Origin of the sequence: Flavobacterium sp. ASV13, from assembly GCF_000745775.1 — a bacterium.
GTDB lineage: Bacteria > Bacteroidota > Bacteroidia > Flavobacteriales > Flavobacteriaceae > Flavobacterium.
In genome coordinates this window covers 13,874-27,890 of the sequence record NZ_JQJY01000002.1, presented here as the reverse complement: position 1 = coordinate 27,890, position 14,017 = coordinate 13,874, and the positions used below count along the sequence as shown (strand labels likewise).

General features: G+C 35.0%; 11 protein-coding genes. 9 read left to right on the top strand and 2 right to left on the bottom strand.

Annotated features, from left to right (window positions below):
* Positions 1–72 precede the first annotated feature (72 nt).
* Entirely contained in the window at positions 73–897 is an 825-nt protein-coding gene (locus tag GQ47_RS03895) for a universal stress protein (RefSeq protein ID WP_035645289.1), read from the bottom strand.
* A gap of 176 nt (positions 898–1,073) precedes the next feature.
* On the opposite strand from GQ47_RS03895, the gene rimP reads away from it, so the two are divergent.
* The 4 genes from rimP to GQ47_RS03875 all read left to right on the top strand — a co-directional run bounded on the left by rimP (position 1,074) and on the right by GQ47_RS03875 (position 6,392).
* A complete protein-coding gene (gene rimP, locus GQ47_RS03890) occupies positions 1,074–1,538 on the top strand; it encodes a ribosome assembly cofactor RimP (protein ID WP_035645287.1) in 465 nt (154 codons plus the stop codon).
* 13 nt (positions 1,539–1,551) lie between these two features.
* Positions 1,552–2,805 carry a transcription termination factor NusA gene (gene nusA, locus GQ47_RS03885; RefSeq protein ID WP_035645285.1) on the top strand — a complete coding sequence of 418 codons (1,254 nt, stop codon included), beginning with the start codon at positions 1,552–1,554 and terminating at the stop codon, positions 2,803–2,805.
* 59 nt (positions 2,806–2,864) lie between these two features.
* Positions 2,865–5,750 (top strand): translation initiation factor IF-2, encoded by a 2,886-nt coding sequence (gene infB / locus GQ47_RS03880; protein ID WP_035645283.1) that lies wholly within the window; start codon positions 2,865–2,867, stop codon positions 5,748–5,750.
* 132 nt (positions 5,751–5,882) lie between these two features.
* Positions 5,883–6,392: a DUF4920 domain-containing protein gene (locus tag GQ47_RS03875; RefSeq protein WP_035646775.1), complete on the top strand. Its 510-nt coding sequence runs from the start codon at positions 5,883–5,885 to the stop codon at positions 6,390–6,392.
* Positions 6,393–6,476: 84 nt separating this feature from the next.
* Here GQ47_RS03875 and GQ47_RS03870 read toward each other — a convergent pair whose 3' ends face one another.
* Positions 6,477–6,866: an SPOR domain-containing protein gene (locus GQ47_RS03870; RefSeq protein ID WP_035645281.1), complete on the bottom strand. Its 390-nt coding sequence runs from the start codon at positions 6,864–6,866 to the stop codon at positions 6,477–6,479.
* 218 nt (positions 6,867–7,084) lie between these two features.
* On the opposite strand from GQ47_RS03870, the gene GQ47_RS03865 reads away from it, so the two are divergent.
* Genes GQ47_RS03865 through GQ47_RS03845 form a run of 5 tightly spaced genes read left to right on the top strand, consistent with a single transcriptional unit; the run spans position 7,085 to position 14,013 of the window.
* Complete coding sequence (locus GQ47_RS03865) at positions 7,085–8,419, top strand: c-type cytochrome (protein WP_035645279.1); 1,335 nt, start codon at positions 7,085–7,087, stop codon at positions 8,417–8,419.
* 32 nt (positions 8,420–8,451) lie between these two features.
* The gene (locus GQ47_RS03860) at positions 8,452–11,505 is read left to right on the top strand and encodes a TAT-variant-translocated molybdopterin oxidoreductase (RefSeq protein ID WP_035645276.1); all 3,054 of its coding nucleotides are present in this window, start codon (positions 8,452–8,454) and stop codon (positions 11,503–11,505) included.
* Between the two features lie 33 nt (positions 11,506–11,538).
* On the top strand, positions 11,539–12,942 hold the full coding sequence (gene nrfD / locus GQ47_RS03855) for an NrfD/PsrC family molybdoenzyme membrane anchor subunit (RefSeq protein ID WP_035645274.1): 1,404 nt from the start codon (positions 11,539–11,541) through the stop codon (positions 12,940–12,942).
* Positions 12,935–13,459 (top strand): DUF3341 domain-containing protein, encoded by a 525-nt coding sequence (locus GQ47_RS03850; RefSeq protein ID WP_025572651.1) that lies wholly within the window; start codon positions 12,935–12,937, stop codon positions 13,457–13,459. The genes nrfD and GQ47_RS03850 overlap by 8 nt, the downstream gene beginning before the upstream one ends.
* 8 nt (positions 13,460–13,467) lie before the next feature.
* Positions 13,468–14,013: a c-type cytochrome gene (locus GQ47_RS03845; RefSeq protein WP_035645270.1), complete on the top strand. Its 546-nt coding sequence runs from the start codon at positions 13,468–13,470 to the stop codon at positions 14,011–14,013.
* The last annotated feature ends 4 nt before the right edge of the window (positions 14,014–14,017 follow it).

Sequence of the window (14,017 nt, the reverse complement as noted above, 5' to 3'; positions counted from 1 at the left end):
AAGCTCAGTTTTTGATAAAAAAAAATAGCTTCTGAATGAGAAGTTATTTTGTAAAATAAATTATTTGTGTTTTTAAATCTTTAAGGTAATGACAGGTCTCACGGTGTGATTGACTAATCCTTCGCTTATGCTTCCGTTGAAGAAGTGAGCAAAACCCGTTCTTCCATGCGTACACATTCCTATTAAGTCAGCGTTAATGCTGTTTGCAAAATTGATAATTCCTTTCTCGATATTAGTGTCGTTGTAAATATGAGTGGAATAATTTTTAATATTGAAATGAGTTACAAAATGATCCATCGCTTTTTGTATGACATGTGTTGGTTTAAAGCTATTTGGTGTGCAAATTGTTACAAGATGAATTTTTGCATCAAAGAATTGGGTAAAATTTAAGAGTCTGTCAAAAGGTGCTTTAGTTTCGTCTGAGAAATCAGAAGCAAAGACAATATCTTCAACCTTGAAATTAGTGATGTCTTTTTTGATAACTAAAACAGGAATTTCAGAATTTCGGACTACTTTTTCAGTATTTGAACCAATTAAAAGTTCCTCAACGCCAGAAGAGCCATGCGATCCCATTATGATTAAGTCTACCTCGTAGTCTTTGCTTACTTGTGTAATTCCATGGATTGGTTTATCCATTTTTACAATTTCGGTAATTGAAATCCCATCCAGATATGGTTTTGATGATATTTCGTCAAGCATTTCATTTGCTTTTTTCATAAAAAGCATAGTTTCAGGAATACTTGCGCCGCCAAGTATAGCGTCATTCATTTGGTGCGGCAACTCAAGCATGTGTAAAATGATAATTTCTGAATCATTTTTTTTAGCAATTTGCGCAGCAACTTTTAGGGCATCTTCGGCATGTTCTGAAAAGTCAGTAGGAACTAAAATTCGTTTCATAATTCTTTGGGTTAAATTATTTAGATATTTTGTTGTTTGAATGCTACTATAAAGATAAGAAATATTTTTAGAGCAATCAATTTTATTTGATTTATAAAAAAATCACTATATTTGCATCGTTATTTATTAAAATCTAAATAATGAGGGGACTAATTGTCCCCTCTTTTTATAAAATTATGACATTTAAAGAAAAAGTAAACGGATTAATTGAAGAAGCTCTTCTGGAAAAGCCATCTATCTTTTTGATTGATTTGGCTGTCTCAGATTCTTTTAAAATTAGTGTTGGTTTAGACGGAGATAATGGAGTGGCGCTACAGGATTGTATTGATATCAGTCGTGCAATAGAGAATAATCTGGATCGTGAAGAACAGGATTTTTCGCTTGAAGTAGCATCTGTTGGAGTAGGATCTCCTTTGAAAATGACAAGACAATACAAAAAAAATATTGGTAGAACGTTGATTGTTACTACAAATACAGAAAAAATTGAAGCAGAGTTGGTAGAAGCTAACGATGTTTTTATAATTTTGTCTTGGGAAGCAAGAGAACCGAAAAAAGTAGGAAAAGGAAAAGAAACAGTTCAAAAAGAGCAACAAATACCTTATACAGAAATTAAAGAGGCAATTGTTACAGTAACATTTTAATTAAAGAATTCGCATGGAAAATTTAGCATTAATCGATTCATTCTCAGAGTTTAAAGATAATAAACTTATTGATCGTGTAACGCTTATGGCAATTTTAGAGGACGTGTTTAGAAATGCATTGAAGAAAAAATACGGTTCTGATGATAATTTCGATATCATTATAAATCCTGATAAAGGAGATATGGAGATTTGGAGAAGAAGAGTTATCGTTGCTGACGAAGATCTTGATTTTGAAAATGAAGAAATTACTTTGACTGAAGCAAGAATGATCGAAGCGGATTTTGAAATTGGTGAAGAAGTTTCTGAAGAAGTTAAACTGATTGATTTAGGAAGAAGAGCTATTTTGGCTTTACGTCAAAACTTAATATCTAAAATTCACGAACACGATAATACAAATCTTTATAAGCAATTTAAAGATATTATCGGTGATATTTATACTGCAGAAGTACATCACGTGCGTCCTAGAGTAGTTATCTTAGTTGATGATGAAGGAAATGAAATTGTACTTCCAAAGGAAAAACAAATTCCATCTGACTTTTTTCGTAAAGGAGATAACGTTCGTGGAATTATTGAAAGTGTTGAATTAAAAGGAAATAAACCTCAAATTATTATGTCTAGAACTTCTGAGAAGTTCTTGGAGAAATTATTTGAACAAGAAATTCCTGAAGTTTTCGACGGATTAATTACAGTTAAAAATGTAGTGCGTATTCCAGGTGAAAAAGCGAAAGTAGCTGTTGATTCTTACGATGACAGAATTGATCCTGTTGGAGCTTGTGTTGGTATGAAAGGTTCTCGTATTCATGGAATCGTTCGTGAATTAGGAAACGAAAATATTGACGTAATCAACTACACAAATAATATTCAATTGTTTATTACAAGAGCTTTAAGCCCAGCAAAAGTTTCTTCAATTAAAATTGACGAAGAAAGTAAAAGAGCTGAAGTTTTCTTAAAATTAGAAGAGGTTTCTAAAGCAATCGGTAGAGGAGGTCACAATATCAAATTAGCGGGTCAATTGACAGGTTATGAATTAGATGTTATTCGTGAAGGTGATGTTGCTGGTACAGTTGCAGATGAAGACGATGTTGAATTAACAGAATTTTCAGATGAAATCGAAGAATGGGTAATAGAAGAATTTGCTAAAATAGGTTTAGATACTGCAAAAAGTATCTTGAAACAAGAAGTAGAAGATTTAGTAAGAAGAACAGATTTGGAAGAGGAAACAATTCTAGACGTTATGAAAATACTAAAAGAAGAGTTTGATAGCTAGAAAATAGCTGAATATCTGCTCTAACAACACAACGAAAAAGGTAATAATAAAAAGGTTATATGTCTGAAGAGAGAGTAATAAGAATAAACAAGGTTTTAAGGGAATTAAATATCTCGTTAGAAAGAGCTGTTGATTATCTAAAAGATAAGGGAATTGCTATTGATGCAAATCCAAACGCTAAAATTTCTGACAGCGAATTTAATATTCTGCAAAGCCAATTTGCGGGCGATAAGGGGAATAAGGAAGCTTCTAAAGAGGTAGGGGAAGAGAAAAGAAAAGAAAAAGAAGCATTGCGTGTTGAACGTGAGAAAGAAATTGAAGACAAACGCAGACAAGACGAAGAACGTCAGAAACAGCAAGAGATTATAAAAGCTAGAGCTGTTGTAAGCGGACCAGTTCAAGTCGGAAAAATTGATTTGAATCCAAAGAAACCTGCAGTTGCTGCCCCTGTTGAGGAGCCGGTTAAAGCCAGTGAACCAAAAGCAGTTGTTACTCCTGCTCAGCCAGAAAAACCTGTTGAAAAAGAAATTGTACAGCCTGAGCCAGTTGTTGCTCCTGTAGTTTCGGAAGAAAAAAAGGTTGAAACGCCTATTATTACTGAGAAAAAAGAAGTAAAAGCTGAAAATTCTAAAACGGCACAGGAACCAATCGTTTCGACTGATCCTGCAACTGCAGAGGAAACAATCACTACTCAATATCAAAAATTATCCGGAACGACTCTTACTGGGCAAACAATTGATTTATCTCAATTTAATAAACCTAAGAAGAAAAAAGAAGATCCTAAAATTACTCCAAATAAACCAGGAGTTCCAGGAGCAGGAAACAATAATAATAACGCTAATAAAAATAAGCGTAAAAGAATTGCTCCTAAACCAGGTGCGCCAGGCGCGCCAAAACCTGCTACAGGAAATGCACCGGGAACACCAAATCCTAATAAAATTACTCCAAATACTGGTGGTGGAGGTTTTAATGCTAACAGAAGTCAAAGACCTGGTTTCGTAAAAGGAAACCGTCCTGCAATTGTAGCTAAAGTTGAGCCAACAGAAGAAGAAGTAAAAAACCAAATTAGAGAAACTCTTGAAAAACTTCAAGGTAAAGGAGGTAAATCTAAAGCGGCTAAATATAGAAGAGATAAAAGAGAGACGCACCGTCAGAAATCTGATGACGAGCAAAGAGCACTTGATGAAGGAAGTAAAACAATTAAAGTTACTGAATTTGTTACTGTAGGTGAAATTGCTATCATGATGGATGTGCCTATTACAAAAGTAATTGGAACTTGTATGTCCCTTGGAATCATGGTAACGATGAATCAGCGTTTAGATGCTGAAACATTAACAATCGTTGCAGATGAATTCGGTTACGAAGTTGAATTTATTACTGTTGATATCGAAGAAGCTATTGCGGTAGTTGAAGATAGAGAAGAGGACTTAGTAGTTAGAGCGCCAATTGTTACGGTAATGGGACACGTTGACCACGGTAAAACATCTTTACTGGATTATATTCGTAAAGAAAACGTTATCGCTGGTGAATCTGGAGGTATTACACAGCACATTGGAGCTTACGGAGTGACTCTTGATAATGGACAAAAAATTGCGTTTTTAGATACTCCGGGTCACGAGGCGTTTACCGCAATGCGTGCACGTGGAGCTCAGGTTACAGACATTGCTATTATCGTTGTTGCGGCAGATGATGATATCATGCCACAAACAAAAGAAGCGATTTCTCACGCACAAGCTGCAGGAGTGCCTATTATATTTGCAATCAATAAAATTGATAAACCAAATGCGAACGTTGATAAAATCAAAGAGCGTTTGGCTGGTATGAATTTACTTGTTGAAGACTGGGGTGGAAAAATTCAATCACATGATATTTCTGCAAAAGTTGGAACAGGAGTAAAAGAATTATTAGAGAAAGTTTTATTAGAAGCTGAAATTTTAGACCTAAAAGCAAATCCAAATAAAGCTGCTCAGGGAACTGTAGTTGAGGCGTTCTTAGATAAAGGAAAAGGATATGTTTCTACAATTTTAGTACAACAAGGTACTTTGAAAATTGGAGATTATATGTTGGCTGGAAAACACCATGGAAAAGTTAAAGCAATGCATGATGAGCGTGGGCATACTGTATTAGAGGCAGGACCTTCAACTCCAGTATCTGTTTTAGGTTTAGATGGAGCTGCTACAGCGGGGGATAAGTTCAATGTTTTTGAAGATGAAAAAGAAGCAAAACAAATTGCATCTAAACGTTCTCAATTAATGCGTGAGCAGTCTGTACGTACTCAAAGACATATTACGCTTGATGAAATTGGACGTCGTATCGCTCTTGGTCAGTTTAAAGAATTAAATGTAATCCTTAAAGGAGACGTTGATGGATCTGTTGAAGCATTATCAGATTCGTTCTCTAAACTTTCTACTGAAGAAGTTCAAATTAATATTATCCATAAAGGAGTTGGTGCGATTACTGAAACCGACGTTAACTTGGCTTCTGCATCAGATGCGATTATTATTGGATTTAATGTTCGTCCTGCTGGAAATGCAAGACAGCTTGCAGATAAAGAAGAAATCGATATCCGTTACTATTCTATTATTTATGCGGCAATTGATGACTTGAAAGATGCAATGGAAGGAATGTTAGCTCCTGAAATGAAAGAAGAAGTTTTAGGAACTGCTGAAATTCGTGAGATTTTCAAAATTTCTAAAGTGGGTTCAATCGCTGGTTGTATGGTAACAGATGGTAAGATTTTGAGAACTTCTAAAATTAGAGTTATCAGAGAAGGAGTTGTTGTTCATACAGGTGAACTTGTTGCTTTAAAACGATTCAAAGATGATGTTAAAGAAGTAACGAAAGGATATGATTGTGGTATTCAGATTAAAGGATTTAATGATATTGAAGAAAGAGATGTTATTGAAGCATACCATGAAGTTGCAATCAAAAAGAAATTGAAATAATTTTCAATAAATATATAAAAAGCCTCAATGAAAATTGAGGCTTTTTTTTGTAATTATAGTAAGAGAAGTGTGGTTTTTGGCTGTGTCTTATTTGTTGAAAATTTATTATTTTTGAGTAAAATTATTTTAATTATGAAACAATTACTATACACGGCTGTTCTTTCGATTTGTATTTCTGCTTTCTCTTTTGCTCAGGAAGCTGTAGAAAAAAGTGCTCCGCCAGCGGGTAACGCCGTGGTGGGAGATTGTTATGGGGCAGACGTTTCTAGCGTTGCAGTTGAAAAAGCTGTCTCGGTTAAAAATTTAGAGAATAAATTTAAAGATCGGAAGAAAGTTGAGAATATTGCGGTCAAAGGAGAAGTGACAGATGTTTGCGAAAAGAGAGGATGCTGGGTGACTATTAAAACGGAAAATGGTTCTTCTTTTTTTGTAAAGATGAAAGATTATGCTTTTTTTGTGCCAACAGCGCTGAAAGGAAAAAATGTTGTTTTGGAAGGTGTTGCTGAGAAAAAAATCACTTCTGTTGATGAGTTGAAGCATTATGCTAAAGATGCTAGAAAATCCCAAACAGAAATAAATGCGATAACTTTACCAAAAGAAGAAATTCGATTTGTTGCAAGTGGAATTAAGGTGGTGAATTAGGCTTAAATTGATGTTGCAGCAAAGTTTAGATGTAAAAAAAAGCGAGATTTAATCTCGCTTTTTTTATGTGCAATGCAGTGTTTTTTATTTGCCTGGTTTAAGTAAAAAGACACTTTTGTATCTATTTTTTATGTCGGCTAAATTTCGCTCTGCTTCAATTCTGGTTTTAAAATTTCCCACTATCACTTTGTAGTTTGGAGTGTTGAAAATGATTGTTCCATCAATGTTGCTGTATTCTCTTTTAAAATCCGATAACGTTTTTTTTGCCTCTTCGCTTTTTCCGCTAAAAATTTGAATTCGGTATGTGTCGTTTGTACTTATTGATGTGTTAATTTTTCGTTTTTCACTCAGTAACTGTTCAAATTTCGGGTCCTGATTTACTGTTAAATTTTGATCCTGAGCGTGAATGTTATATGCTAACATGAATACTGTCAGTGTTAAGAAAACTCTTTTTGAAGGGGTTAAAATTCTCATAATGTGATGGTTTTTATGCAAAAATAGTATTTAAAGTTTGTATGGAAAATTTTAATATTATTTAGAATTGATATAAATTGATATTTAAGACTATTTTAAGGTTTTGAGAATAGTTCATAAGTCGTATTTTTGTGCAAGTTTTAAAAGAGGGTATTTATTTTTACAGCTTTAATACAGTAAAAATCATACCAAAAATTAGTAGATAATTATTATACTATATGAAAAAGGTGGGTAACCATAATTCGATCTCAAGAAAATTGCTCCTTAGCTTATCGCTAACGCTGATTTTCTCCCTAACTTCATTTGCTCAAGATGCTGCTGCTCCTGCGGCGCCTGAAGCTGCTGCTGCTCCAGCTGCAACTGCAGGTGGTGATCCAGCAAAAGGGAAAGAACTATTTAATGCAAATTGCGCTGCATGTCACAAATTAGATGCTAAATCAACAGGTCCTGCATTAAGAGGGGTTGCTGACAGGCATGAAATGGCTTGGATTTACAAGTGGGTGCACAACAGTTCTGATATGATTAAATCAGGAGATGCTGCTGCTGTTAAGCTTTTTGAAGAAAACAACAAGGCAGTAATGACTGCTTTTCCTCAATTGTCTGAGGGTGATATCGATAATATTATAGCTTATACTTCTGAGAAAAAAGTTGAAGCTGCTGCTCCGGCTGGTGGAGCTGCTACGCCTCCAGGTACAGCTGTTGAAAGCGGTGCTATTTCTAATAATGTTATTTTAGGAGCTCTTGCTCTTGTAATGGCTATTTTGGTTGTGATGTTGTTCATGGTGAACAAAGTGTTGACTAAAGTAGCGAGTAATAATGGTATTGAAGTTGCTCCGAAAGAAGGCAGATTGCCAATTTGGAAAGCATTCGCTAGAAATCAATTTTTGGTACTAGTTACTTCAATTTTCTTATTGTTGGCAAGTGGTTATTTTGTTTATGGATATTTAATGCAAGTTGGTGTAGATCAAAACTATGAGCCAATTCAGCCAATCCATTATTCTCATAAAATTCACGCTGGAGATAACGAGATCAATTGTAAATATTGTCACTCTGCTGCACGTGTTAGTAAAACTGCAGGTATTCCTTCTTTGAATGTTTGTATGAACTGTCATAAAAATATTTCTGAAGTTGCTGAAACTACTGCTACTCCTGAGTACAGCAAAGCGTTTTATGATGCTCAAATTCAAAAATTATACGATGCTGTTGGTTGGGATAAAACTAAACAAGCATATACTGGAAAAACACAACCTGTAAAATGGGTTCGTATTCATAATCTTCCTGATTTTGTATATTTCAATCACTCACAACACGTTTCTGTTGCAGGAATTGAGTGTCAGACTTGTCATGGTCCGGTACAAGAATTTGAAATCATGAAGCAATATTCTAAATTAACAATGGGATGGTGTATTGATTGCCATAGAAAAACTGATGTTAAGATGGAAGGAAACGCTTACTATGATAAAATTCATGCTGAACTTTCTAAAAAATACGGTGTAGAGAAATTAACTGCAGCGCAAATGGGAGGTTTAGAATGCGGTAAATGCCACTATTAATCGAATTATTAAGATTTTAATATTTATATACAATGTCATCAAACAAAAAATACTGGAAAAGTGTTGAAGAACTAGAGAATGGTTCTATTGTTGAGGCGCTTAGAAATAACGAATTTGTTGAAGAAATTCCTACTGATGAATTCTTAGGAAATGCTGAAGCTTTAGCTTCATCTGGAACTTCACGTCGTGACTTTTTAAAGTACGTAGGATTTAGTACAGCTGCTGTTACACTTGCTGCTTGTGAGGGTCCTGTGCACAAGTCTATCCCTTATGTTTTACAACCAGAGCAAATCATTCCTGGTGTTGCAGATTATTATGCAACTACTGTTTTTGATGGTTTTGATTTTGCGAATCTTTTGGTAAAAACTCGTGAGGGTCGTCCAATTAAAGTTGAAAACAATACTATTGAAGGAGCAAAATTTGCAGCAAACGCAAGAATTCACGCTTCTATTTTAGGATTGTATGATAGTGCTCGTTTAAAAGAGCCAAAAGTAGAGGGTAAAAATTCTACTTGGTCAGCTGTTGATTTGAGAATCAAATCAAGTTTAGCTGAAGCAAAAGCTAAAGGTGGACAAGTAGTATTGTTAACAAATACTTTAGCAAGTCCATCTTCAGAAAAATTAATTGCTGAATTTATTGCAAAAAATCCAAACGCTAAACACGTTGTTTATGATGCAGTTTCTTCATCTGAGGCTTTAGATGCATTTGAATCTGTTTATGGTCAAAGAGCTTTAGTTGATTATGATTTTTCAAAAGCTTCTTTAATTGTATCTGTGGGTGCTGATTTCTTGGGAGACTGGCAAGGTGGAGGATATGATTCTGGATATGCAAAAGGACGTATTCCACAAAACGGAAAAATGTCTCGCCATTTTCAGTTTGAATCAAATATGACATTATCTGGAGCTGCTGCTGATAAGCGTGTTCCAATGACTATTGCTGATCAAAAACAAGCATTAGTTCAAATTTACAATATAATTGTAGGTGCTTCTATTCCTGTTTCTTTGGATGGCGCTTTTAAAGCTGAAGTTGTAAAAGCGGCTCAGCAATTAAACGCTGCTGGTTCAAAAGGAGTTTTAGTATCTGGAATCGAAGATAAAAATGCTCAGTTGTTAGTTTTGGCTATTAATCAAAAATTAGCAAGTGAGGCTTTTAGTACTGTTGGTACTAGACAAATTAGAAAAGGTTCTAATGCGGTTGTTGCTCAATTGTTAAAAGATATGAATGCTGGAAGTGTTCATACTTTAATTATGAGTGGTGTTAATCCTGCTTACACTTTAGCTGAATCAGCTTCTTTTGTATCTGGATTGAAAAAAGTAAAAGAATCTGTTGCTTTTTCATTGAAAGAAGATGAAACTGCATCAATAGTTAAAATTGCTGCTCCAGCTCCTCACTATTTAGAGTCTTGGGGAGATGTTGAAATCACAAGCGGAACTTATAGCTTAACTCAGCCAACTATCCGTCCAATCTTTAATACAAAACAATTTCAAGACGTTTTATTGTCTTTAAATGGTGTTGGTGGAACTTTCTACGATTATCTAAAAGCTAATTCTTCTAGTTTAATTGCTGGTTCTTCTTGGAATAAAGTATTACATGATGGTGTTTTAGTAACTGGTTCAGCTGCTTTATCTGGTGGAGCTTTTGATTCGGCTGGTGCTGCAAGTGCGCTTTCTAAATCAAAATCTGCAGGAGGTCTTGAATTAGTATTATATACTAAAACAGGTATGGGTGATGGTCAACATGCAAACAATCCTTGGTTGCAAGAGTTTCCAGATCCAATCACAAGAGTTTCTTGGGATAACTATATTACTGTCTCAAACGCAGATGCTAAAAAGTACGATTTATCAAATGAGATTGTTGCTAATGGAGGTTTGAATGGTAGTTATGCTACAATCACAACTGCTGATGGTGTGAAAATTGAAAATGTTCCGGTTATTGTTCAGCCTGGACAAGCTGTTGGAACAATTGGATTTGCAGTTGGATATGGTCGTAAAGCGGCTTTAAAAGAAGAAATGCAAGTAGGTTTAAATGCATACTCTTTATATAAAAACTTTAATAATGTTCAGTCTATAACTTTAGCTAAAGCTAATGGTGTTCATGAGTTTGCTTGTGTTCAAGGACAAAAAACATTAATGGGTAGAGGAGATATCATTAAGGAAACTACTCTAGAAATATTTAATTCTAAGGATGCTGAACATTGGAATGAAAAACCAATGGTATCTTTAGATCACCAGGAAGTTGAAGCTACAACTGTTGACTTATGGGAATCATTTGATCGTACAACTGGTCATCATTTTAATCTTTCTATTGATTTAAATGCTTGTACTGGATGTGGAGCGTGTGTTATTGCATGTCATGCAGAGAACAACGTACCTGTAGTTGGAAAAGCTGAAGTTAGAAGAAGCCGTGATATGCACTGGTTGCGTATTGACAGATATTATTCTTCTGAAAGCACTTTTGAAGGTGATAACAAAAGAAAAGAAGGAATTGCTGGTTTATCTAGTTCATTGTCTACATTCAATGAAATGGAAAAAGCTGGAGAGAATCCACAAGTAGCATTCCAACCAGTAATGTGTCAGCACTGTAATCACGCACCTTGTGAAACAGTTTGTCCAGTTGCTGCGACTTCTCACGGGCGTGAAGGTCAAAACCACATGGCATATAACAGATGTGTTGGTACTCGTTATTGTGCAAACAACTGTCCATATAAAGTTCGTCGTTTTAACTGGTTCTTGTATAACAAAAATAGTGAATTCGATTATCACATGAATGATGATTTAGGTCGTATGGTATTAAATCCAGACGTAAATGTTCGTTCTCGTGGAGTAATGGAAAAATGTTCTATGTGTATTCAAATGACACAAGCTACTAAATTGAAAGCTAAAAACGAAGGTCGCCCAGTTAGAGATGGTGAATTCCAAACTGCTTGTTCTAGTGCTTGTTCTTCTGGAGCGATGATATTTGGTGATGTAAATGATAAAGAAAGTAAAGTTGCTAAATTAGCTGCTGACGAAAGATCTTACCATTTATTAGAGCATGTAGGAACAAAACCTAATGTGGTTTACCACGTTAAAGTTAGAAATACTTAGTAAATTATTAATTAAGAAACAATATAAAGGATTATGTCGTCTCACTACGAAGCACCCATTAGAAAACCTTTAGTTATTGGTGATAAATCTTATCACGATGTAACTGTAGATGTGGCAGCACCTGTTGAAGGGCCTGCAAATAAACAATGGTGGATTGTATTTTCAATCGCATTAACAGCCTTCCTTTGGGGGTTAGGTTGTATCATTTACACCGTATCTACCGGTATTGGAACATGGGGATTAAATAAAACAGTTGGTTGGGCTTGGGATATCACGAACTTCGTTTGGTGGGTTGGTATTGGTCACGCCGGAACATTAATTTCTGCAGTACTATTACTTTTCCGTCAGCGTTGGAGAATGGCTATTAACCGTTCTGCGGAAGCAATGACTATTTTCTCGGTAGTTCAAGCAGGTTTATTCCCAATTATTCACATGGGTCGTCCATGGTTAGCATACTGGGTATTACCAATTCCAAACCAATTTGGATCTTTATGGGTAAACTTTAACTCACCATTACTTTGGGACGTATTTGCGATTTCAACTTATCTTTCAGTTTCATTAGTTTTCTGGTGGACTGGTTTATTGCCTGACTTTGCAATGCTTCGTGATAGAGCAATAACTCCTTTTAACAAAAGAGTTTATTCTATCCTAAGTTTCGGATGGAGCGGTAGAGCTAAAGATTGGCAACGTTTTGAAGAAGTATCTTTAGTATTAGCTGGTTTAGCTACTCCTCTTGTACTTTCTGTACACACGATTGTATCTATGGACTTTGCTACTTCTGTAATTCCAGGATGGCATACAACTATCTTCCCTCCATACTTCGTTGCTGGAGCTGTATTCTCAGGATTTGCGATGGTAAACACATTGTTGATCGTTATGAGAAAAGTTTCTAACCTTGAAGCGTACATTACATTACAACATATCGAATTAATGAACATCATTATTATGATTACTGGTTCGATCGTAGGTGTGGCTTACATCACTGAGTTATTTGTAGCTTGGTATTCAGGTGTAGAGTATGAGCAATATGCATTCTTAAACAGAGCTACTGGACCTTACTGGTGGGCATATTGGTCAATGATGACTTGTAACGTTTTCTCTCCACAATTTATGTGGTTCAAAAAATTAAGAACAAGTATCATGTTTTCATTTATTATTTCGATTGTTGTAAACATCGGAATGTGGTTTGAAAGATTCGTAATTATTGTTACTTCTTTACATAGAGATTACCTTCCATCTTCTTGGACAATGTTCTCACCAACATTTGTTGATATTGGAATCTTCATTGGAACAATTGGTTTCTTCTTTGTATTGTTTTTATTATACTCTAGAACATTCCCTGTAATTGCTCAGGCAGAGGTAAAAACAATTTTGAAAGGAACAGGAGATAATTACATTAGAGAAAGAGCAAATAGTAAAGATTCACATCATGAGTAATAAAGTAATATACGCCATTTATAATGACGATGATATTTTGATGGATGCAGTAAAGAAAACCAGAGCTGCTCACCATCATATTGAAGAGGTTTTTACTCCATTTCCTGTTCACGGATTGGATAAAGCAATGGGCTTAGCGCCAACAAGATTAGCAATTTGTGCTTTCTTATATGGATGTGTTGGTATTTCTGTTGCCACTACAATGATGAGTTATATTATGATTCATGACTGGCCACAAGATATTGGTGGTAAGCCAAGTTTCAGTTTCATTCAAAATATGCCATCTTTTGTGCCAATTATGTTTGAGATGACTGTATTTTTTGCTGCTCACTTAATGGTTATTACTTTTTATATGAGAAGTAGATTGTGGCCATTTAAGCAAGCTGAAAATCCTGATGTAAGAACAACAGATGACCATTTTTTAATGGAAGTTGCTGTAAACGATAATGAAGCTGAATTAGTTTCTTTTTTCGAAGGTACAGGAGCTGTTGAAGTTAAAGTAATTGAAAAGAATTAATTGTAGCTATGAAAAGGATATATAAAATAACACTTTTAGTTGGTATAACTATTTTAGTTTCATCTTGCCACAATAATTCGGCACCAAACTATCAGTATTTCCCAAATATGTATGAATCTGTAGGTTATGAGCCTTACGCAGAAGCAAAAGTATTTAAAGGAGGAAAAGAAGGTCAGCTTCCTGTTGAAGGAACTATTAATAGAGGTTTTGAGCCTTATGAGTATGAAAATTCGACTGCAGGTTATGAATTAGCAAAAGCTAATTTAAAATCACCTTTGACTGAAGCAGAAAGAAATTCTGGAAAAGGAAAAGAGCTTTTCGAAATTTATTGTATCAGTTGTCATGGTGCGGCTGGTAACGGTAAAGGTAAATTGGTTGAAAGAGAAAAATTTCTTGGGGTACCTAGTTATAAAGACAGGGTTATCACTGAAGGAAGTGTATTCCATGTTGAAACTTATGGTTTAAATGCAATGGGTTCACACGCAAATCAATTAAGTGCCCACGAACGTTGGTTAGTTGCTGACTATGTTCTAAAACTAAAAAGCCAATTATAATTGT